The sequence below is a fragment of the Pantoea sp. SGAir0184 genome (assembly GCF_043544755.1).
This window is the reverse complement of the sequence record NZ_CP028050.1, coordinates 2,197,415-2,219,001: the sequence shown is the minus strand read 5'-3', so window position 1 is coordinate 2,219,001 and position 21,587 is coordinate 2,197,415. Positions and strand designations below refer to the sequence as shown.

At 60.5% G+C, this 21,587-nt stretch carries 20 protein-coding genes; 9 read left to right on the top strand and 11 right to left on the bottom strand.

The window, feature by feature from the left end; all coding sequences use genetic code 11:
- Window positions 1-24 precede the first annotated feature (24 nt).
- The gene (ydfG, locus tag C1N60_RS10400) at window positions 25-771 is read right to left on the bottom strand and encodes a bifunctional NADP-dependent 3-hydroxy acid dehydrogenase/3-hydroxypropionate dehydrogenase YdfG (protein WP_010618462.1); all 747 of its coding nucleotides are present in this window, start codon (window positions 769-771) and stop codon (window positions 25-27) included.
- Between the two features lie 66 nt (window positions 772-837).
- On the opposite strand from ydfG, the gene C1N60_RS10395 reads away from it, so the two are divergent.
- The 3 genes from C1N60_RS10395 (at window position 838) to dcp (ending at window position 4,606) form a co-directional block, all read left to right on the top strand.
- Window positions 838-1,020: a hypothetical protein gene (locus C1N60_RS10395; protein WP_127834078.1), complete on the top strand. Its 183-nt coding sequence runs from the start codon at window positions 838-840 to the stop codon at window positions 1,018-1,020.
- A 125-nt stretch (window positions 1,021-1,145) separates the two neighbouring features.
- A complete protein-coding gene (gene guaD / locus C1N60_RS10390) occupies window positions 1,146-2,504 on the top strand; it encodes a guanine deaminase (RefSeq protein ID WP_127834079.1) in 1,359 nt (452 codons plus the stop codon).
- Between the two features lie 50 nt (window positions 2,505-2,554).
- On the top strand, window positions 2,555-4,606 hold the full coding sequence (dcp, locus tag C1N60_RS10385; RefSeq protein WP_394520807.1) for a peptidyl-dipeptidase Dcp: 2,052 nt from the start codon (window positions 2,555-2,557) through the stop codon (window positions 4,604-4,606).
- Between the two features lie 51 nt (window positions 4,607-4,657).
- Here dcp and hpxO read toward each other — a convergent pair whose 3' ends face one another.
- Complete coding sequence (hpxO, locus tag C1N60_RS10380; RefSeq protein ID WP_021506065.1) at window positions 4,658-5,815, bottom strand: FAD-dependent urate hydroxylase HpxO; 1,158 nt, start codon at window positions 5,813-5,815, stop codon at window positions 4,658-4,660.
- A 248-nt stretch (window positions 5,816-6,063) separates the two neighbouring features.
- Here hpxO and C1N60_RS10375 point away from each other — a divergent pair, with 248 nt between their 5' ends.
- Window positions 6,064-6,306 (top strand): hypothetical protein, encoded by a 243-nt coding sequence (locus C1N60_RS10375; RefSeq protein ID WP_394520806.1) that lies wholly within the window; start codon window positions 6,064-6,066, stop codon window positions 6,304-6,306.
- A gap of 5 nt (window positions 6,307-6,311) precedes the next feature.
- Here C1N60_RS10375 and C1N60_RS10370 read toward each other — a convergent pair whose 3' ends face one another.
- The 5 genes from C1N60_RS10370 to C1N60_RS10350 form a co-directional block, all read right to left on the bottom strand.
- Window positions 6,312-6,818 (bottom strand): RES family NAD+ phosphorylase, encoded by a 507-nt coding sequence (locus tag C1N60_RS10370; RefSeq protein WP_394520805.1) that lies wholly within the window; start codon window positions 6,816-6,818, stop codon window positions 6,312-6,314.
- On the bottom strand, window positions 6,818-7,300 hold the full coding sequence (locus C1N60_RS10365; RefSeq protein ID WP_021506062.1) for a type II RES/Xre toxin-antitoxin system antitoxin: 483 nt from the start codon (window positions 7,298-7,300) through the stop codon (window positions 6,818-6,820). The genes C1N60_RS10370 and C1N60_RS10365 overlap by 1 nt, the downstream gene beginning before the upstream one ends.
- A gap of 95 nt (window positions 7,301-7,395) precedes the next feature.
- On the bottom strand, window positions 7,396-8,883 hold the full coding sequence (locus C1N60_RS10360) for an FGGY-family carbohydrate kinase (RefSeq protein ID WP_262255686.1): 1,488 nt from the start codon (window positions 8,881-8,883) through the stop codon (window positions 7,396-7,398).
- A 58-nt stretch (window positions 8,884-8,941) separates the two neighbouring features.
- Window positions 8,942-9,781 (bottom strand): class I fructose-bisphosphate aldolase, encoded by an 840-nt coding sequence (locus C1N60_RS10355; RefSeq protein ID WP_058769789.1) that lies wholly within the window; start codon window positions 9,779-9,781, stop codon window positions 8,942-8,944.
- Window positions 9,765-11,519 (bottom strand): glycerol-3-phosphate dehydrogenase/oxidase, encoded by a 1,755-nt coding sequence (locus C1N60_RS10350; RefSeq protein WP_394520804.1) that lies wholly within the window; start codon window positions 11,517-11,519, stop codon window positions 9,765-9,767. The genes C1N60_RS10355 and C1N60_RS10350 overlap by 17 nt, the downstream gene beginning before the upstream one ends.
- A 184-nt stretch (window positions 11,520-11,703) precedes the next feature.
- On the opposite strand from C1N60_RS10350, the gene ampC reads away from it, so the two are divergent.
- The 5 genes from ampC (at window position 11,704) to C1N60_RS10325 (ending at window position 16,365) form a co-directional block, all read left to right on the top strand.
- A complete protein-coding gene (gene ampC / locus C1N60_RS10345; RefSeq protein WP_058774688.1) occupies window positions 11,704-12,834 on the top strand; it encodes a class C beta-lactamase in 1,131 nt (376 codons plus the stop codon).
- Entirely contained in the window at window positions 12,831-13,280 is a 450-nt protein-coding gene (locus C1N60_RS10340; protein ID WP_248295815.1) for a GNAT family N-acetyltransferase, read from the top strand. Before ampC ends, C1N60_RS10340 begins: the two co-directional genes overlap by 4 nt.
- Window positions 13,281-13,514: 234 nt before the next feature.
- Window positions 13,515-14,777: a DUF1479 domain-containing protein gene (locus tag C1N60_RS10335; protein ID WP_394520803.1), complete on the top strand. Its 1,263-nt coding sequence runs from the start codon at window positions 13,515-13,517 to the stop codon at window positions 14,775-14,777.
- 41 nt (window positions 14,778-14,818) lie between these two features.
- Window positions 14,819-15,559 (top strand): DeoR family transcriptional regulator, encoded by a 741-nt coding sequence (locus C1N60_RS10330; RefSeq protein ID WP_394520802.1) that lies wholly within the window; start codon window positions 14,819-14,821, stop codon window positions 15,557-15,559.
- Window positions 15,560-15,669: 110 nt separating this feature from the next.
- On the top strand, window positions 15,670-16,365 hold the full coding sequence (locus C1N60_RS10325; protein WP_394520801.1) for a methyltransferase domain-containing protein: 696 nt from the start codon (window positions 15,670-15,672) through the stop codon (window positions 16,363-16,365).
- Window positions 16,366-16,396: 31 nt separating this feature from the next.
- Here the strand turns inward: C1N60_RS10325 and C1N60_RS10320 are convergent, their stop codons facing one another.
- The 4 genes from C1N60_RS10320 to C1N60_RS10305 form a co-directional block, all read right to left on the bottom strand.
- Window positions 16,397-17,353, bottom strand: coding sequence for a sugar-binding transcriptional regulator (locus C1N60_RS10320; RefSeq protein WP_058780571.1), 957 nt, complete (start codon window positions 17,351-17,353; stop codon window positions 16,397-16,399).
- Window positions 17,354-17,415: 62 nt separating this feature from the next.
- Entirely contained in the window at window positions 17,416-18,351 is a 936-nt protein-coding gene (locus tag C1N60_RS10315; protein WP_394520800.1) for a sugar phosphate isomerase/epimerase family protein, read from the bottom strand.
- A 10-nt stretch (window positions 18,352-18,361) separates the two neighbouring features.
- A complete protein-coding gene (locus C1N60_RS10310; RefSeq protein WP_222950942.1) occupies window positions 18,362-19,891 on the bottom strand; it encodes a glycerol-3-phosphate dehydrogenase in 1,530 nt (509 codons plus the stop codon).
- Between the two features lie 3 nt (window positions 19,892-19,894).
- Window positions 19,895-21,451, bottom strand: coding sequence for an FGGY-family carbohydrate kinase (locus tag C1N60_RS10305; RefSeq protein WP_104092940.1), 1,557 nt, complete (start codon window positions 21,449-21,451; stop codon window positions 19,895-19,897).
- Between the last annotated feature and the right edge of the window lie 136 nt (window positions 21,452-21,587).

The following is a 21,587-nucleotide window of genomic DNA, read 5'->3' as shown; positions in this document are numbered from 1 at the left end:
GACGGGCCGCCACGCGCAGCTTGCTTATCCTTTAAACACTTTCAGTCCGGCGGTGGTTTGCGTCACCGGCATGATTTCCAGCGTGTTGATGTTGACGTGCTTCGGCAGCGTGGTCACCCAATAGACCGCTTCCGTCACGTCTTCCGCCGTCAGCGCGGTGGTGCCTTCATACACCGCATCCGCGCGGCCATCGTCACCTTTGAAGCGCACGTTCGAAAACTCGGTGCCGCCCACCAGGCCAGGCTCGATATCGGTGACGCGCAGCGCGGTGCCGTGCAGGTCGGTGCGCAGATTGAGGCTGAACTGGCGCACAAACGCCTTGGTTGCCCCGTACACGTTGCCGCCGGCGTACGGCCAGCTGCCGGCTATCGAGCCAATGTTGACGATGTGACCGACGTTGCGCTCTACCATGGCAGGCAGCACGGCGCGCGTCATATACACCAGCCCTTTGTTGTTGGTGTCGATCATATTTTCCCAGTCTTCAACGCTGGCTTTATGCGCCGGTTCGACGCCCAGCGCCAGCCCGGCATTGTTAACCAGCACATCGATATCACGCCATTCGGCGGGCAGGGCGGCGATGGCTTCTTCGATAGCCGCGCGGTTACGCACATCCAGCTGCACGGTGTACAGGTTGTCGCCCAGTTCCTGTTTTAATTCCTGCAAACGCTCAGCACGGCGTCCGCTGGCGATCACTTTGTGACCTGTAGCAATGAAGCGGCGGGTGATACTTTGACCAAAACCGGCAGTAGCACCGGTAACAAAAATAATCATCTCACTGTTCCTTATACGATTTCAGGTTCTCTGCCACACCTTAGCATTAACCCCGCAGCGGCGCTCATGAAAAGCGTGAGCGGCGTGTTGCAGAATCTTTCCTGCACGTTTGCGGTGCAGCCCTGCACCATGATCGTGCCCGATCAGGCACCTTTTCCCGGCGTAAAACGCCAGCACAATGCGCAAGCGCAATACCACGAACAGGCAATCGGTTACGCATACGATTGCCTGCAATTTTTGCGACGATAATCGCGCTGAAATTGGGTATTTATCTGAATTTAAAGTGATTGTTGGGTGGACTTGCCTGGCATGCGGTTTGCAATATCTTTGCTATATCTATCTGAAACCTGCCATTACACCCTGAAGGAAGCGTCATGTCTGACTCCGTTGTAACCCGTCTGCGCGCCAGTTTTTTTGATTTTCCCGCGCTGGCCGACCAGCCCGATGGCCTCGCCGACCAGGCACGCTACCTCGAAGATGGTCTGCTGACGCTGCGGGACGGCAAAGTGGTGAGTCTGGAGCGCTGGCAGCCGGCACATCAATACCTTGAATCAACGCAGGTGATCGATCTGCGCGGCAAGCTGATCCTGCCGGGGTTTGTGGATACCCATATTCACTATCCGCAGACCGAAATGATCGGCGCGTTCGGTGAACAGCTGCTGGAGTGGCTCAATCAGTACACTTTTCCGGTCGAGAGCCAGTACCACTGTGCGGCGCACGCGGCGCGCATGTCAGCGTTTTTCCTGCAACAGCTGCTCGCCAATGGCACCACGACTGCGCTGGTGTTTGGTACGGTGCATCCGCAATCGGTAGACGCGCTGTTCAGCGCCGCCGAACAGCTGGAGATGCGGCTGATCGCCGGCAAGGTAATGATGGATCGCCACGCACCGCCGGAACTGACCGAAACGCCGGCGCAAAGTTATCAGCAGACGCGTGAGCTGATTCAGCGCTGGCACCAGCGCGGGCGTCTCGGTTATGCGCTGACGCCGCGCTTTGCGCCGACCTCATCGCCGCAGCTGCTGGAAAAAGTGCAGCAGCTGAAAAACGAGTTTCCCGATACCTGGCTGCATACCCATCTCAGCGAAAATCAGCAGGAGATCGCCTGGGTAAAAACGCTGTTTCCCGCCCATGATGGCTATCTTGATGTGTATCACCAGCATCAGCTCACCGGCAAACGCAGCGTATTTGCCCACTGCCTGCATCTGGAGGATCGCGAATGGCAGTGCCTGCACGACACCGACTCGGCGATGGCCTTCTGTCCGACCTCCAACCTGTTCCTTGGCAGCGGGCTGTTTAATCTTAAACGCCGCTGGCAGCAGCGCGTGCGCATGGGCATGGGCACCGATGTCGGCGCCGGCACCACCTTCAATATGCTGCAGACGCTGGGTGAAGCCTATAAGGTGGGGCAGCTGCAACAGTACAAACTCAGCGCCGCAGAAGCGATTTACCACGCCACGCTGGGCGGCGCCCATGCGCTGGATCTCGATGACAAAATCGGCAACTTCAACCCCGGTAAAGAGGCGGATTTTGTGGTGATCGATCCTGCCGTCTCTCCGCTGCAGCAGCTGCGCATGGCCAACAGCGACGATATCCATCAGCGTTTGTTTGTCCTGATGACGCTCGGTGATGACCGTAACATCGCGCAAACCTGGGTCAACGGTAAGTGCGTGTGGCAGCGGGAAAGCCATACGCACGCGCAAGGTTGTTGCCAGGCGACGAAACTGCCAGGATAAAAGCATACCGCCGCAGGTGGCTGCGGCGTTGCTGATTATCAGGAGCGATAATGACTTCACGTGCCAATCCGTTTTTTAACGTCAGCCCGTTGCCGTACCAGACACCGCCGTTTGATCTGATCGACGAAGCGCATTTCCTGCCGGCGCTGGAAGCCGGAATCGCCGAAAAGCGCCAGGAAGTGGCGGCCATTGCCAGCAACCCCAAGCCGGCAACCTTTGCCAATACCTATGAAGCGCTGGAGCGCAGCGGTAGCCTGCTAAACCGGGTGTACCCCGTTTTTGCCGCGATGACCTCAGCCAATACCAGCGAGCGGCTCCAGCAGGTTGATGAGCTGATCACGCCGCAGCTGACGGCGCTCAATGACGAAATCTACCTTAACCCGGCGCTGTTTGCGCGGCTCGACAGCGTGTATCGGCAGCGCGGCTCGCAGTGCCCGGATGCCGAAGCGATGCGGCTGGTGGAAGTCACCTGGCAGCGCTTTCAGCTGGCCGGCGCCAGCCTGAGTGAGAGCGATAAAGCGCAACTGCGCGCCTGTAACCAGGAGCTGGCCAGTCTGGGCACGCGTTTCGGTAACCGGCTGCTGGCGGCAACTAACGCCGCGGCTTATACCGTCAGCAGCGCGGCGGCGCTGGACGGCCTGTCGCCGGCGGCGCTGGCACAGGCGAAGGATGCCGCCGAGGCGCGCGGGCTGCACGACGCATGGCTAATCCCTCTGCAAAATACCACCCAGCAGCCGGTGCTGCAGTCGCTGACGGTGCGCGCCACGCGCGAAGCGCTGTTTCAGCAGGCGCTGACGCGCAGCGAGCAGGGTGACGACAACGACACGCGCGCCATCGTATCGCGCATGGCGCAACTGCGTGCGCAGCAGGCCAGTCTGCTGGGCTTCGACAGCTTCGCAGCATGGAGCCTGCAGGATCAGATGGCGAAAACGCCGGAAGCCGCCCAGTCCTTCATGCGCAACATCGTGCCCGCCGCGACGGCGCGCGCCGGGCGTGAAGCGGCGGATATTCAGCAGCTGATCGCCGATCAAAACCACAGCTTCACGCTGCGCGCCTGGGACTGGATTTACTACGCGGAGCAGGTACGCACCGCGCAATACGCGCTGGACGAAGGGCAAATCCGCCCCTATTTTGAGATCAACACTGTACTGGAAAAGGGCGTGTTCTGGTGTGCCAGCCAGCTGTATGGCATTCGCTTTGAACAGCGCCACGATCTGCCGGTCTACCATCCGGACGTCAACGTTTATGAGATTTTCGATGCCGACGGTGCACCGTTAGCGCTGTTCTACACCGATTTCTTCACGCGGGATAACAAGAGCGGTGGCGCATGGATGGGCAATTTCGTCGACCAGTCGACGCTGCTGGAAAGCCGGCCGGTGATTTACAACGTCTGCAATTACAGCAAGCCGCAGCCCGGTCAGCCGGCACTGCTCAGCTGGGATGAGGTGATCACGCTGTTCCATGAGTTTGGCCACACGCTGCACGGCCTGTTCGCCACCCAGCGCTATGCCAGCCTGTCCGGCACCGCCACGCCGCGTGATTTTGTCGAGTTTCCGTCGCAAATCAACGAACACTGGGCCAGTCAGGATCAGGTGTTTGCCCACTATGCGCGCCATTATCAGACCGGTGAAGCGATGCCCGCCGCGCTGCGCGACAAAATGGTGCGCGCCGCGAAATTCAACAAAGGCTATGACATGACCGAACTGCTGGCGGCGGCATTGCTTGATTTGCAGTGGCACTCGCTGTCACCGCACGATAAACCGCAGGATGTCAGCCATTTTGAGCAGCAGGCGCTGGCGGCGGAGAATATTGCCCTGAGTGCCGTGCCGCCGCGCTATCGCTCCAGCTACTTCCGTCATATCTGGGGTGGCGGCTATGCGGCCGGGTATTACGCCTATATCTGGACGCAGATGCTGGCCGACGATGGTTATCAGGCGTTTGTCGAGCGGGGCGGTCTGACGCGCGAAAATGGTCAGCGCTTCCGTGAGCAGATTTTGTCGCGCGGTAACAGCAGCGATCTGCAGCATCTGTGGCTGGCCTGGCGCGGTAAAGCGCCGGACATCGGGCCGATGCTGAAACACCGCGGCCTCGACGAGGCGTAACGCGCCGTAACCGAAGGGCCAGCCAGCGGTGCAGCTGGCTGGCCTGCACGCTTATCCCAGCGGACCGCCTTCAATGGTGTCACACATGCCGGCCAGCACGCGCTCGCCGGTTTCCTCTTTCAGTCCGGCATACCATTCCGCGGTGACCGCCGCATCTTTGGCGTGGGTGACATCACAACGCTTGCGCGCTTTCAGCACCAAATCACGGGTGCGCTCGACGCGCCGCGCCTCATAGCGCAGCAGGCCGTCCTCAATGCCCAGCGAATGTGCAGTCAGGGTTTGCGCCAGTACCACCGCATCTTCCATGGCCGCACAGCCGCCCTGACCGATATCCGGCGTGGTGCTGTGTGCCGCATCCCCCAGCAGCGCCACGCGCCCTCTGACAAAGCGACTGAAGGGTTCGATATCATGAATCTCCACGCGATTGGTGGTTTGTGCGTCAATGCTGGCGATCAGCCGCTGGACCGGTTCGGCCCAGCCGGCAAAATAGCCGCGCAGATCGTCTTTCACCGTTGCGCGATCCTGCGCCAGCCCTTTCGGCAGCGGGACATCAAAGAAAAAGTAGAAGCGGTTACCGCTCACTGGCATCAGCGAGACGCGCTTGCCCTCGCCGACAAACGTGGTCCACTGATCGGCGGGCGCGATGCTTTCATCGATGGTGACCAGGCCATTCCAGTTGACGTAGCCTGCGTAGCGGCGCTCGACGTGTTCGCCCAGCACGTGATGGCGAATCACCGAGTGGGTGCCGTCGGCGGCCACCATAAAATCCCCTTCAGCCTGGCTGCCGTCATCAAACCAGGCGGTCACGCCGCTGGCATGCTGCTCCACCCGTTCAACGCGTTTGCCAAAGCGGATGCGTTCGCGGCCGTAGCTGTCGATCAGCAGCGCCTGTAGCTCTGCGCGTGCGACCGGATAAGGATACTCGCCGACCTGCTGCACTAGCGGTGACAAACTGAAGCGGGTCAGGGTGCTGCCGCTGTGGCCATCGTTGTAAGCCATAAACGCCATATTGCCGCCGAGCGCGCGCAGCTGTGCCTTGAGACCCAGCGCATTGAGGCACTTCACGCCGTTAGGCCAGATAGAGATGGCCGCGCCGACCGGTTTCATCTCTTTCACCGCTTCATACACTGCGGTGCTGAAACCCGCTTTTTCCAGCGCCAGCGCCGCGCTCATGCCGCCGATACCCGCTCCAATCACAATCGCTTTCATTACCGTCTCCTTTACTGTGCACCCTAAGCCCTGCAACTTTTGTACCATCTTGCAGGGCCAGGATGATGGTGAGTTAAAGTATTGAAAATAATGATTTATATTCTGGTTGGGTCAGACGCTGCTTCAGCAATGGGCGCAGATGCTGCACCTTAACAGGGCATCATCAGGCGGAGGGTGAACCAAAGGTTTCACGCTGGCAATCATCCGGCCAGCGTTCATACTCTCTACATCCATCCTGCGAGGACTGAATGATGAAGTGGATAATGATGTTATTGCTGCTGGGCAGCCTGAGCGCAGCGGCGCAAACACCGTGGCAGCCGGAGAGAAAAGGGGATGTGCCGCAGCTCACGCCGGTAGCAGCGAAGTGTGATGTCTCTTCCTGTCAGCAGAACTGTTACGTGCAACAATCGCAGTGCAAGAATGACAACGGCGGCGGCTGTGGCTCGCTGGCGCAGATTTGCGTACAAAACTGTGCCAGCCAGTGCCGCTAGAGCGTTTACGGATCGTCTTTGATACGGCGATCGATGGCGAAGGGAGCGGAAGTCGTTGTGGCAATCAGCGCGGCCGCGCCCGGATGATCGGGGTTAAACAGCGCATTATCTTCGCCGGTGAGGATGCTGGGCACCGTCATCAGCAGGGGAAAGCCATTGTGCGGATCGAGAAACGCCGCGCCGATGGCCTGCGTCTCCTCCTGCTGCTGATATTTTTCCCAGCCGGCCGGCAGTTTACTGCTGTCGAGGGCGATGATGTCGGACTCCGGTACCGCCACGGTAAACACCACAAAGCGGCTTTGCTCCAGCAGCGTTTTCCCGGCGTGCACCACCAGTTCCAGCGTCGCCAGCGCTTTTGAGCTGCTGAGGTAAACCGCTTTCATCCCGGGCGGATTCCAGCGGCCACCCCATTTTTCTGCGCCAGCGCCGTTAAACGCCTGGCTGGCGTACTCCGCTTTGACAATTCGATAGAACACCCTGACGGGTGCGGCCGGATCCTTCCGTCGTGTCATCAGACAATCACTCCGTGCTCCAGGCGGCCAATCAGCGTCAGCACCGCATCGCAGCCGGCGGGCGTACTAAGCATGTTAATCGGCTGCGCGTTGTCGAGCGCCAGCGCGGGCTGATACATCCAGTGCATCGCCACTTCCGGATCGCCAGCGAACAGCTGAATCACCGCATCCAGCACTTCAAACACCTGATAGATGCGTGCGCCCTGTTCGACCGAGAGCTGCGATCCGGACTTCTCGCGGCGCCGGTAGGTATTGCGGTCAATCGAGACCATTTGCGCGATGTCGATCGGCGTCGCTTTCAGAATCGTGGCGGCGCGTTCGACAATGCCGACATCCATGCCGTCGGTGATCAACTTATGCGCCTTAAGCCGGTTACGCGGCAGCCCCATCTGATCCATAAAAGAGGGGCGGGCGTGCTGAATCAGCGACGGATCAAAGATGCGCGATCCGCTGGTGGGATTAAAAGCCGATGCGGTGGACATCACAACCTCCTGATAATGTTCATGTGAACATTTTTATGCATCAAGTGTACAGCATTTGCCCGCCGGTGTCATGGTTTGTTCACGCCGCACCGCCATTAACTGGCGGTGCGCCAGATGTCGCTCATCGCCAGCTCAAGTTTTTTAAACAGCCGGTAGCGTGTGTCATGGAACGCGAAGCGCGCCGCGCGGGGCTGCAGCGCCTCCGGCGCAAGGGTGACCGCCTGCTGCACGGCGGCAGCCAGATTCGGCCACTGACCCACGCCCACGCCCGCACACAGGGCCGCACCCAGCGCCCCGGTTTCGTGGCAGGTTGCGACGCGAATCGGCATCCCCAGCACATCGGCAAACATTTGCGGCCAGACACTGCTGCGTGTCGCGCCGCCGGAGAGCGTGGCCTGGTTGACCGTAATGCCGGCCGCGCGCAGCCGGTCAATGTGCGCCCGGTGGGCAAAGGTCACGCCTTCAAACAGGGCAAACAGCATGTCAGCGCGCGTATGCCAGCCGCCGAGGCCGTAAAAGCCTGCTTTGGCGGGTTCGGCTTTCCGCCCTGAATAGAGGTAAGGGTGATACAGCGGCAGCTGCGCGTCAGGCCTGACCTGTGCCACGCTGTCGCTGCTGCGCGCCGCGCCCTGGCCAGCGCGGCCATCATCAAATTCACGCAGGAACCAGTCAAGATTGGCGGCAGAAGTGGCGCTGGCCTCGATCGCCATGTAGCGATCGCGTTCGATGATCGAATTCATAAACACCGGGCGCAGATAATCAGGTTTGTCGACCACCACCTGATTGATGCTCCAGGTACCAGCGACAATGGAGGCCTCACCGCAATTCACTACGCCCGAGCCGACCGCGCTGGCAACCACGTCAAACATGCCGGCCACCACCGGGATGCCGGCCGGTAAACCGGTGAGCTGTGCCGCGCGGGCCGAGACCACGCCGGTAACCTCGCAGGATTCACGCAGCGGTGGTAGCAGGGCGAGCGCCTCTTCAATGCCATATAACGCCAGCAATTCACGACTGTAGCCGCGCTGGCGATAATCAATCAGCCCGGCACCGGCGGCATCCGAATAGTCCGCGCTGACGTTGCCGCACAGAAAGTGGGCGATGACATCTTTGGCATACAGCAGATGGCCGATCTGCGCCCAGCGTTCCGGCTGATGCTGACGTATCCAGCTGATCAGCACCGGCGTGGCGGCGGGCCACGGTTTTTGCAACGACAGCGCGTAAATCTGCTGCGCCGCACCGCTGGATTCCAGCGCCTGTACCGTGGCGCTGGCGCGATGATCAATCGACTGGATGCCAAACAGCGGGCGCTGCTGACGATCCAGCGCATACAACCCGTTGCCGTGTCCGGCGGCCCCGACGGCAATCACTTCGCTGCCACGCGTGCCGGCTTGCTGCAGGCAGCGACTAACCGCGTTGCTGACGCCGCGCCAGATATCTTCAACTGGCCGTTCAGCATAGCCTTCCTGCGGCTGATGCGTTTCGCCGGCGCACTCCGCTACCGACAGCACGCGGCCGCTCAGGTCAAACAGTACCGCTTTGATCATGGTATTTCCGGCATCGATGCCGAGAATCTGGCTCATATCCGACTCCGTTTCAGGCGAAGACGGCGCACCGCTTAAGCGCCGGTGCAGGTCACGCTTAACCCTGCTGGTAGATGTCCAGCGCATCCGCGCCGCTGACACCCTGATGAATAATCGCCATCAGCGCGCTGACCACGCGTGATGGATTATCATGTTGATAAACGTTGCGGCCATACACCATGCCGCTGGCACCCTGCGCCATCAGCGCGGCGCTTTTCGCCAGCACCGCGCCCAGTTCCCCTTTGCCGCCGCCGCGCACCAGCGTCGGACAGCGCGCCGCCTCCACCACACGATGGAAATCCTCTACGTTATCCGTGGGGTCGGCTTTAATGATGTCGGCGCCCAGCTCCCGCGCCAGCCGCACCAGCGGCACGATTTGTCTGACGTCACCGAGCGAGCCGTACGCCGCGCCCTGGCCGGCGGGGGCCATCACCAGCGGCTCCACCATCAGCGGCATGGCATAGCGATCGCAGGCCTGGCGCAGGCGGCCAATGTTCTCCACGCACATGCGAAAAATGCCCGGTTCATCCGGAATTTGATAAAGATTGACCACCACCGCGGCGGCATCCATCTGCAGCGCGGCAAGAATCGGTGCCTCCGGATTGTGCAGCACCGCCCACATCTCGCGGTGGCGCGCCGCGTTATAGGCATTGCCGACGTCGGTGCGCATCACCAGCGCCGGTTTGCGTCCGGCAACGCGCTGCAGCAGATCGGCCTGACCATAATTGACCTGGATCGCATCCGGCTGTGCGGCAATCAGGTTGCGCATCACGCTTTCAATATCTTCCAGCCCCAGCAGAAAATCGGGCTCGTTGGCGATGCCGTGGTCGATCGCCACATCCAGGCACTTGCCGTGGTGAAATAACCGATTGAGGCGAACTTTAGGGGTGAGTGACATCCTGAATTTCCTCCTGTGAAAACGCGGATGCGAGCGCGTGCAGCCCATGGCGCTGCGCCAGGCTGATTGCGGTGCGCTGCAGATGTTCAGCGCGCTGGCTGTCCTGCCAGCCGAGCGAGTCGGCCAGCAGCTGCGAAATTTCCTGCATGAGCGGCGGCGTTAATTCACCGCAGATAGCCAGTGACGTGCGGCGCACCAGCACATCTTCCAGCTGGCACACCTGTTCATGCTCAATCAGATAGCGCAGTTCGGTGGCGCTGTAACCGGCATGATGCTGCAGCGGCTGTTCGCCGTGCTGCTGAATCTGCTGCAGCAGCGGCAGGGCCCGGCTACCGTAGCGTTTCGCCAGTTGCGTCACGCGTGCCAGCGGAAGGTCATAGTGCTGCGCCAGCGCACTGAGCCAGGCGGGCTGGGCGGACGGCGCCGGAAAATCCCGGCCGCCGCCAATCGGCAGGTCGCTGCTGGAGACGCGACGCTTTTCTCCCAGCAGGCGCAACACGCGGTCGGCGGCCTCCTCCCCGAAGCGGCGGAAGGTAGTCCATTTACCGCCGACCAGACAAAGCGTGCTCCAGGCACGCGCGTGGTCAGGCGGCAGCAGCACCAGCGAATGGTTACGTGAAATCTGGCCATTTACTTTGGCCTCGCTGGCCGGCAGCGGGCGCACGCCGCAGAAGGTGTAAACCACTGCGGATGCTGGCACCACGATGTCAGGAAATACAAAGCGCAGCGACTCAAGAATGTAAGCCTGCTCTTCGGCTTCGCACACCACGCCCTCAGGGTCATCAACGCGGATATCGGTGGAGCCCACCAGCACTTTGCCGAACCAGGGAAACATAATGCACACCCGGCCTTCCTGATTTTCGAAATAGACCATTTCACCGTCCAGCATCTGTAACAGCTGGGGATGATCGAGGATCAGATGCGACCCTTTGGTGCCGCCTATCAGTCTGGTCGGTGGTGAATGCACGGCCAGCTGCTGATTCAGCTGGTCGATCCACGCGCCGCCGGCATTCACCAGCACGTGCGGCTGCAGGCTAAAGCGCTCACCGCTCAGCGTATCTTCCAGCAGCACCGTCTCGTCGCTGGCGCTGACCACCCGCAGATAATTGAGCGCCAGCGCCTCCGGGCAGGCGCGTTCCGCATCTTCAATCAACTCAAACCCGAGTCGCTCCGGCGCGCTGATCCACGCATCGTAGTAGCTGGCGCTGTATTTCACCCAGGGCGCGAAGCCAGGCCAGCGATCGCGCGTGGCGGCTTCGTTACGCAGCTGGTGGCGCGGCATAGCGCCATACTGTCGCGTGTAGAGGTCGTACAGGCTCAGGCCGGTTTTGATCAGCAGCGCGCCGCGCCGGGTGGGCTTATCGCTCAGGCGCAGGAAACGTCGCGTGGCGTTAACCAGTCCACCGCCGAGATTATCGATCGGTACGGTGGTGCGCAGCGGAAACACATAGTGCGCGGCGTTTTTCAGCAGGCGATCGCGCTCCATCACCGACTCTTTCACCAGGCCAAACTCGCCGGTTTCCAGATAGCGCAAGCCGCCGTGAATCATGCGCGATAGCGCGCCGCTGGCCGCCTGGCACCAGTCACCTTTCTCCGCCAGCACCGCAGGAATGCCCTGTAATGCCAGCTCACGAAAAGTACTGATGCCGTTGATGCCGCCGCCAACGATCAGCACCGGCAGCGAACTGCGCGCGCGCAGGCGGCTAAGCCGTTGTTCGCGGGTCAAAACCTGTTCCATTCTCAGCTCCTTGCGATGAACGCTTACTTGTCAAAGGTATAGGAGCGGGCGCAGCAAACGGCAAATCAGGTCATACAGGATGTGATTTTGTTCACTTCAAACAAGAATTGTCGGGAAGCCTGGCTGGGGTAACGATATACTGCCGGTCAGACATCATGGTTAACCTGCAGGAAAAGGAATTTTCATGTTTTCATGGGCCCGATTAAGCGCACTCGCGCTGCTGGTCAGCGGCAGTGCGCTGGCAACGACATCACCAGACAGCATCATCAAACCGCTGATGCAGCAGTATCAGATCCCCGGTATGGCGGTGGCGATTCTGCACGACGGCAAAACCGAATTTTATAACTACGGCGTGGCATCGAAAGAGAGCGGACAGCCGATCAACGAGCAGACGCTGTTTGAAATCGGCTCGCTGAGTAAAACGTTTACCGCCACCTTAGCCAGCTATGCGGCGCAGCAGAACAAACTGAAATTCAGCGACGCGGCCAGCCAGTGGCTGCCGGAACTGAAAGGCAGCGCTTTTGATCGCGTCTCGCTGCTGAATCTGGCGACGCACACTAGCGGCACGCCGCTGTTCGTACCGGATGACGTAACCAACACCCGCGAGCTGATGCGCTGGTACAAACAGTGGCAGCCAGAGGCCCAGCCGGGCACGGTGCGCGTTTATTCCAACCTCGGTATCGGTATGCTTGGCATGATTGCGGCTAAAAGTCTGCATCAGCCATTCATCAGTGCGATGGAAAAGCAGCTGCTGCCGGCGATGGGCATGACGCACAGCTATGTGCAGGTGCCTGCATCACAGATGGGGCGCTACGCCCAGGGTTATAACAAGCAGGATCGCCCGGTGCGGGTCACGCCAGGCCCGCTGGATGCGGAATCCTATGGCCTGAAATCCACCTCTGCCGATCTGATTCGCTGGCTGGCCATTCAGCTGCAGCAACAGCCGGTCGCGCCCGCATGGCAACAGGCGGTGGCCGCGACGCATCAGGGCTATTACCACACCGAGGCCGCTTTTACTCAGGCGATGATGTGGGAATATTACCCGCTGCCGGTGACTACGCAGCAGCTGGTGGATGGCAACAGCGGCGCGCGCATCATGAAGGGCATGAAAGCCACGCTGATTACGCCGCCGCAGGCTGCGCCGCAGCAGGCGTGGTATAACAAAACCGGCTCCACTAACGGATTCGCCACCTATGCGGTCTTTATTCCGTCGCAGCGGGTTGCGCTGATTATGCTGGCAAATAAGTGGTTCCCGAATGACGATCGGGTGGTGGCTGCGGAAAAAATCATCAGCAACATCGGGAAGGGCGAATGATCACCATCAGAGCGCTGCGCGCAGAAGACTTTATGCCGTGGCTGGCGCTGTGGCAGGGCTATCAGCGCTTTTATCAGACTACCATTGACGATAACACCACCGGCGAGAGCTTTCGCCGCTTGCTGTCCCGCGCGGAACCCATGCACTGTCTGGTGGCCGAGCAGGACGGCGCGATGGTCGGGCTGGTGCATTTTCTTACCCATCGCTCAACCTGGACTCAGGGCGACTACTGCTATTTGCAGGACCTCTACGTCAGCGAAGCCGCGCGCGGTCTGGGTGCCAGCAAGGCGCTGATTCTGGCGGTCTATGAACAGGCGGAGAAACTCGGCTGTTCGCGCGTTTACTGGCTGACGCAGGCGTCTAATAGCCACGCCCGGGCGCTGTACGATCGGCTGGCGCAACAAACCGACTTTGTGCAGTACCGTCATTTATTCGATCAGCCATAATTTTCCCGGGCTGTCATGGAGGACGGCCCCCGCGTGCCGGATCAAGGCGCGCTTGCGTTATTCATCCCACCGTGTCGCTCCCTGGATACTTTCAAACGAAAACCCCACAGATAAATAACTGTGATCATGTTCGCTATTTTCTGCCTGCGTGCTGTCTTTTTGTTCGCTCGATGTTATGAATGAATATGTGATGTGTTTCGAATGAAACTAAAGCGTAAACAGACGGAGTGCGAGATGAACACCACTTTTACCTCAGAACAACAACCCAACGATTTTAAACAGCATGTGCGCCTGATGAAGCAGGCGCTCAGAGCACAGATTGGCGATGTCGAAGGCCTGTTTGAGCAGGTCAGAAGTAAGATTGTCAGTGAAATCGCGGCCGCGCGCGCCGAAGAGAAGCAGCACGGAACGGCTTGGCCGCAGGTCAGCTTCGCGGATCTGGCCGCTGGCCGCATCAGCGAACAGACCAAAGATCACATCCGCCGCCGTGGCTGCGTGGTGGTAAAGCAAACCTTCAGCCGTGAGCAGGCGCTGGCGTGGGATGCTGACATGCTCAACTACCTCGACGACAATGATTTCGACCGTGTCTATCAGGGACCGGGCGACAACTTCTTTGGCAATCTCGACGCCTCGCGGCCAGAGATCTACCCCATCTACTGGAGCGATGCGCAGATGTCAGCACGCCAGAGCGAGGCCATGGCGCAAACCCAGGCGTTCCTCAATCGCCTGTGGAAATTTGAATCCGCCGGTACGCGCTGGTTTGATCCGGACGTGAGCATCATCTATCCGGATCGCATCCGTCGCCGGCTGCCGGGCACCACCTCCAGAGGGCTGGGCGCGCACACCGACTCCGGCGCGCTGGAGCGCTGGCTGTTGCCGGCCTATCAGCAGGTGTTCAGCAAGATCTTTTCTAACCAGTTCGATCAGTATGATCCGTGGGACGCGGCGCACCGCACGGCCGTGCAGGAGTATCAGTCTGGCACCACCACCAAATGTTCGGTGTTCCGCACTTTCCAGGGCTGGACCGCACTCTCTGATATGCAGCCCGGTCAGGGACTGCTGCACGTGGTGCCGGTGCCGGAAGCCATGGCTTATCTGCTGCTGCGTCCGTTACTGAAGGATGTGCCGGAAGAGGAACTGTGCGGCGTGGCGCCGGGCAAAGTGCTGCCGGTATCGGAGCGCTGGCATCCGGAATTAATTGCCGGCCTGTGTTCGATCCCGGCGCTGCAGGCGGGCGATTCGGTGTGGTGGCACTGCGACGTGATTCATGCGGTGGCGCCGGTAGAAAATCAGCAGGGCTGGGGCAACGTGATGTACATTCCCGCCGCGCCGATGTGCGATAAAAACGCCGACTATGCGCAGCAGGTGGCGCAGGCGCTGGCGACCGGTGTCTCGCCGGGCGATTTCCCCAAAGAGGATTACGAAGCCAGCTGGCGCGGCCGTTTTACGCCGCAGGATCTGAATGAAAACGGCCGGCGCAGTCTGGGATTAGCGTGATTTCTGCTAAGCTGGGCAAAAACTTTTTTACAGCAGGCTCTATGAACGCACGTCATCAGCACATTATTCAACTGGTCAGCGAGCGCGGCAGCGTCAGCGTCAATGAACTGGCGCAAACCACCGGTGTTTCGGAGGTGACGGTGCGCCAGGATTTGAACCTGCTGGAGAAGGGCGGCTTTCTGCGCCGCGTGCACGGTTCTGCCGTGGCACCGGAAAGTGATGACGTAGGCGCGCGCATGCAAACCCGCTTTGCGGTGAAAAAACGCCTGGCGGAGTACGCCGCCGGGCTGGTTAACCCCGGCGAAACGGTGTTTATTGAAGGCGGCAGCACCAATGCGCTGCTGGCGCGAGAGCTCAGCCATCGGCAGGACATCACCATCATCACCGTCAGCCATTACATCGCCGGACTGCTGCGTGAGCAGGGCGGCGATGTGATTATCCTCGGCGGGCTGTTTCAGAAAAGCAGTGAGTCAGTGGTCGGGCCGTTAACGCGGCTGTGCATTCAGCACCTCAACTTCCATAAGGCGTTTATTGGCATTGACGGCTGGGATGAGTCGACCGGTTTCACCAGCCGCGACATGCTGCGCTGCGATGTGGTGAACGCCATCATGGAAAAACCGACGCACACCGTCGCGCTCACCGACTCCTCCAAATTTGGTCAGATTCATCCCTATGCGCTGGCGCCGCTACAGCCGTTTAAGCAGGTGATTACCGACGCGGAACTCGCCGCAGGCTGGCAGCAGCAACTGCGTGCGCAGTCGCTACAGCTCAGTCTGGTTTAACCTTTATTGCGTTCAATCTATCCCTCAGGCTTAGTGTAATCAGCCATTGATTGCATCGCCGCATCTTTCATGTAATAAATAAAGTTACATGATGGCAACCGATCGGGACAATGATGACGCAAAATACCAACGATATCTTCAACGAGGAGTTTGCGCGGCAGTACGACGCGTATAACGGCAAACATCAGCCAATCGCCGATAATCTGCATCTGCTGATTTCACTGGTGCTGGACAACGCGCCGCCGCAGGCGCGGGTGCTGTGTGTGGGCGTCGGGACCGGCAGCGAAATTATCCGGCTGGCGCAGCAGCACCCGGAATGGCAGTTTACCGGTGTCGATCCTTCACCGGACATGCTGGCGGTCTGCACAGAAAAACTCAGCGCCGCCGGGATACGGGCGCGCTGCCAGCTGCATCAGGGCTACCTTAATGACGTGCCGGTTACCGCCGATTACGATGTGGTGCTTTGCCTGCTGGTGACGCATTTTATCCAGCATCCGCAGCGGGCGGGTATTTATCAGCAGATGCAGCAGCAGCTGAAACCGGGTGGACGCTTAGTGACGGCAGAAATTGCCGGCGATATGCAGGATACCGGCTTTGATGAACAACTGCTGTTCTGGAAAACCATGCATGAGAGCGCCAGCGGCAGGGCGCAAAATCTGGATGAGATGAAGCAGATGCTGACGCAGCGGCTGCTGTTGCTGCCTGCAGCCCAGACCGAAGCGCTGATGGCGCAGGCCGGGTTCACGCCGCCGCAGCGCTTCTTTCAGTCGCTGCTGATACATGGCTGGACGGCGCGCAAGCATTAAACCGCTTAATAAGGTTGAGTGAGCTGACGATTCAATAAGATAGCAGCGCCTGCGCCGTCAGCTCGTCGGTGATCAAACCGGTGACGAGTCCGCTGGCCAGCACCGCGCGGATCGCTGCCACTTTGCTCGGTCCGCCGGTCAGCGCCACGATCTCTGCGCGCTGCGCCAGATCCAGCGGCACCGACAGGGTGCGTGCCGTCAGCGAATTGTGAATCATCTGCCCGTCGGCGGCAAAAAAGTGCCCCAGCAGTTCGCCCACCGCACCGGCTTCCGACAGGGCGCGGATCTCGGCTGCATCGATCATTCCGGCTTCCACCAGCTGGGCGGCCGGTTCCACGGTGCCAATGCCCACCAGCTTCACTTCACTGTGCGCGGCCATGCTAAACACTTCGCTGACGCCACGCTGCGCCAGCAGCACATCGCGATCCTCTTCGGTGTTGGCAAAAAACGGTACCGGCATCATGTAGGCCTGCGCACCGGTTTTTTCGGCGATGCGATGCATCACGTCATGCGGATTGAGCGCGTAGTTGCGCGTCAGACAGCCGAGCAGGGAGACAAAGCGCAGGTGCGGCGCGTCGATACGTGCCAGCTGGTGAATCGCTGCCGACAGCGTCCGGCCATGGCCGAGACCCAGCGTGATTGCCGGCGTGGAGGCCAGAAGATTACGCAAATAGTCGGCACCGGCCATGCCCAGCGCGCGCACCGGCAGGCCTTCTTCACCGAGATCGGGTGCCACCTGACAAAAGTTCAGGCCGTAGCGGCTGCGCAACTGCTCTTCCAGCGTCACGCAGGCGACAATCGCGCCGTCGATGGTGACTTTCACCGCGCCTTCGGCCACCATGCGCGCAATCAGCCGATGGGTTTTCACCGACGGCAGGCCGAGCCGTTTGGCTACTTCAGCCTGCGTCAGGCCGCCAACATAGTGCAGCCAGGCCGCCCGCAGGGCCAGAGAGTCATCGCGTTCAGCGGAAGTCGGTGCGGATTTCATCGGGTTGTCCCTGTCTGGTTGAGGGGTGCTGCGGGCTGACGAAAGCCCTCAGCACGGCATGCTCACGCGAGATGCAAATCCTGCACCCCGGTATCAATATGGTCGGCCCAGAACGCCACGCTTTCGGCAATCTCCGCCACCACATTGCTGTCGGTGGGTTCGCGCTCTTTGAAGCTTAGCTCGAGGCAAATCTCGTTATCCTGCGCGCCGCCGCGCGCCAGCGCCTCAAGCAGCGGCTGCGGCTGAATGCGACCGCCGGCATTGTACTGCAATGTAAAGGGCCTGTGCCCGCCTTTATCCATCATGCTCTGCTTTATATGGATGATGGGCGAAAAGCGCGGCGCCGCTTCAGCCCACGCGTAAGGATCGTAGTCACGCGGATCGTCAGAGGTGACATCGCCATGATCGATATCCGCCATCATCCACATCGGCAGGGCAAACTGTGCCGCGCTCAGCCGCTGTTGCAGCGCCATACAGGCGGGAATGGTTTCGCCAAATTCGCGTCCGACGCTCATCGGTTCCCAGAACAGGTAACGCAGACCGGCCGCTTTGGCGTGTTCCGCCACTTCCGCCCAGCAGTCAATGGCGATGGCAATCAGCGCTTCACGCCGCGCTGCATCGTTAAAATCCCGCTGGGTGAAGATGGCAAACTGCGAGCCCACCGCGACGCCGCCCAGTTCCGCGGTGATGTCGGCAAAGGTTTTGAACCAGTCAATGTAGTAGCGACGTACCGCCGCATCCGGATGACCAAAATGGTTGAGGCGGCCATACGGGCCGGTCATGCCGGAGGTGACGCGCACGCCGGTGGCACGCAGCGCCTGCTGCATGCGGCGCGTCATGTGGGTGAGCGTGGCAGCAGGCCAGCCGGGATTGATAAACTCATGCGTCAGCTGCAGATCGCGGATGCGGATCTGCTGCGCCACGGTGTGAATTAAATCGCCGGGATCGGCGAAGCGGTTCACCAGCGGATTGGTATTCAGCGAAAGCGTTAATGGCATGCGGCACCTCTCAGCCAGCGTGGGCGCGCAGCGGCGCGGCAGGGTGGAAAGTCTGTTCAAACCACTGGCTGAACGCGGTGCGCTGTGCAGCGCTCAGGTGCAGCTGATGTTTGGTGCGACGCCAGAGAATGTCTTCCGGCTGCTGCGCCCATTCGTACTGCACCAGGTAACGCACCTCGGCCTCATACAGCTGGCCGCCAAAATGCTCACCGAGATCGCTCAGCGAACCGGCGGTGCCCAGCAGCGTGCTCATACGCGCACCGTACAGTCGCGCATAGTGCTTGCGCAGCGGCTGCGGCAGCCACGGCCAGCGCGTTTTGATCTCCTCCAGGAAGCTGTCAAAATCGGCATGGGCGATCTCGCCGCCCGGCAGCGTGGCGCTGCGCGTCCAGTCCGCGCCCATGTTGGGGAAAAACGGCGCCAGCTGTTGCAGCGCATGCTCGGCCAGCTTGCGGAACGTGGTAATTTTGCCGCCGAACACGTGCAGTAGCGGGGCATCCTGTTGATTATCCAGGTCGAACACATAATCCCGCGTCACCGCCGAGGGGTTGCCTTTGCCGTCGTCAAACAGCGGCCGTACGCCGGAGAAGCGGGTAATCACATCGCTGGCGCGCAGCTTAACCTTGAAGTAGCGATTCACCACGTCAATCAGGTACTGCTGCTCGCTATCATCCGCACTGACATCTTCCGCTTTGCCCTGCCAGGGAATGTCGGTGGTGCCGATTAACGCTTTATCACCCTCATAGGGATTGATAAAAATCACCCGCTTGTCGGTGTTTTGCACCAGATAGGCCTGCTGGCCCTCCCAGAATTTCGGCACGATGAGGTGCGAGCCTTTCACCAGCCGCACGCTGCGCTGGCTTTGCGTATGGCTAACCTGATTGACGATATCCAGCACCCACGGCCCGGCGGCATTTACCAGCGCGCGGGCGAACACCGTGCGCTGCGCGCCGCTGGCCTGATCCTGCAGGGTAATCTGCCATTTGCCCGGCAGACGCTGTGCTGCCACGCAGCGGGTGCGCGGCAGAATGGTGGCGCCGCGCTCGGCGGCATCCAGCGCATTGAGTGTCACCAGCCGGGCATCGTCCACCCAGCAATCGGAGTACTCAAAGCCTTTCTGGTAGCTGTCCAGCAGCGGTGCGCCTTCAGGATCGCGCGTCAGATCGAGCACGCGCGTGCCCGGCAGTTTTTTGCGTCCGCCAAGGTGGTCATACAGGAACAGCCCCAGCCGCACCAGCCACGCCGGACGATCGGACGGGCTGTGCGGCAGCACAAAGCGCATCGGCCAGATAATGTGCGGCGCCGCGTTCAGCAGCACCTCGCGTTCAATCAGCGCCTCGCGCACCAGGCGGAATTCGTAGTACTCCAGATAGCGCAGGCCGCCGTGCACCAGTTTACCGGAGCGCGAGGAGGTGCCTGCGGCAAGATCGTCCTTTTCACACATCATCACCGACAGCCCGCGCCCGGCGGCATCGCGCGCGATACCAGCACCGTTAATGCCACCGCCGATCACAAACAGATCCAACGTGTTGTCACTCATGCGTTACTCCTTAAAACTGTTTAATGCCTGCCAGGCGGCAGGAAGATCGCGGCGGATCTGCTGATACTGGGGGAACAGCTGCTGGTAGCGCTGCATCAGCGCAGGCGACGGTGCTTCGGCGTCGTCCAGCAGCGGACGCACCCAGCGTTCAACGCAGTGCGCCATGTCCGGATACGCGCCAATCGCCACCGCCGCCATCATGGCCGCGCCTGCAGCGCCGGCTTCTTCGCGCTGGCTGATGCGCACCGGCGCGCCGATGCAGGCGGCAAGAATCTGCCTGAGCGGCTGCGATCGCACCGCACCGCCGGTAAGGCGAATTTCTCCCGGCAGCGTGGCGCCCATCGCCTGATAACAGTCGCGTGCCGCCATGCCGATGCCTTCAATCACGCCGCGCACCAGGTCGCCAAAGTTGTGCTGGTAGTTGAGGCCGGTGAAACTGGCGCGCGCGTCGGCGTTAACAAACGGTCCGCGCTCACCGGCCAGCGAAATGTAAGGATGGAACAGCAGGGTGCCCGGCTGCGCGTCGTTGAGCCAGCGATCGATCTGCTGCACCAGCCGCGCATGATCGGTTTCACAACCAAAACTGCTCAGCAGATCGCTGGCCACGTTCAGCAGCCAGTCGAGATTGAGCGTGGAGGCCATGTTGGTTTGTACCTGAGTGACATAACCTGGCCACGGCAGCGGGATCACGTAGCCGGTTTGCGCCGGGTTGAGCCATACCTCGTCAATGGTGACGCTGCGCAGATGCACGCCGGTTGAGCCGACAATCGAACAGGCGGTATTGGCTTCACCGGTGTGCACCCCGGCACCGAGCGCGGTCATCGCCATATCGACATAGCCGAGACACACCGGCGTGCCAGCCAGCAGGCCGGTTTGCCGGGCGGCGTCAGCGGTGAGGCCATGGGTGATTTGCGTACCGTCGATAATCTCCGGCAGCAGGTGGCGCCGGTGGTTAAGCCCCAGCGCGTCAATCACCGTATCGTCATAGCGCTGGTGGCGATAGTTGCCAAAGGTAAAGCTGGCTTCAGACGGATCGGTGGCGCGCACACCGGTCAGATTGAGATAGAGCCAGTCCTTGCAGTGCAGTGCCACTTCGGCGCGCGCCAGCAGTTCGGGATAGTGCTGGTCCATGTGCGCCAGCTGCGCACCCTGCTGGCAGGTGTTAAGACCGGTGCCGGTGGCCTGAAAGCGTGCGGCGGCCAGCGGCTGCTGATTGAGTTTTTCCACCGTGGCGGCGGCGCGGGCATCCAGCCAGATCCACGCATCATCCACCGGCTGATTATCAGCACCGACCAGCCAGCTGCCATCGCCCTGGGCGGTCACCGCCACGGCCACCACGCGCGCCGCCAGATTCTCCACCCGATCGCCGAGCTTGTGAATCGCACTGACCGCATCCTGCCAGGTTTGCGTCATTGACTGCTGGGCGGCACCGCCTGCGCTGCGATAATAGCGATTGCGCGCCGACGCGCACGCCAGCTGGTTACCTTCCAGATCAAACGCCACCGCTTTAACCACCGAGGTGCCGGAATCCAGACCCAGAATGATATCGCCACTCTCCACATACACCTCCGTTCGCTGCTCCCGGTGCGGGAACCCCTGTTTGGTTTATCCGCAGCCTTGTTAATGAGCTGTGATGATTTTGCTAAATAATGTCTTACACCACTTCTCATGGAGATAACATATCTGATGTATTATT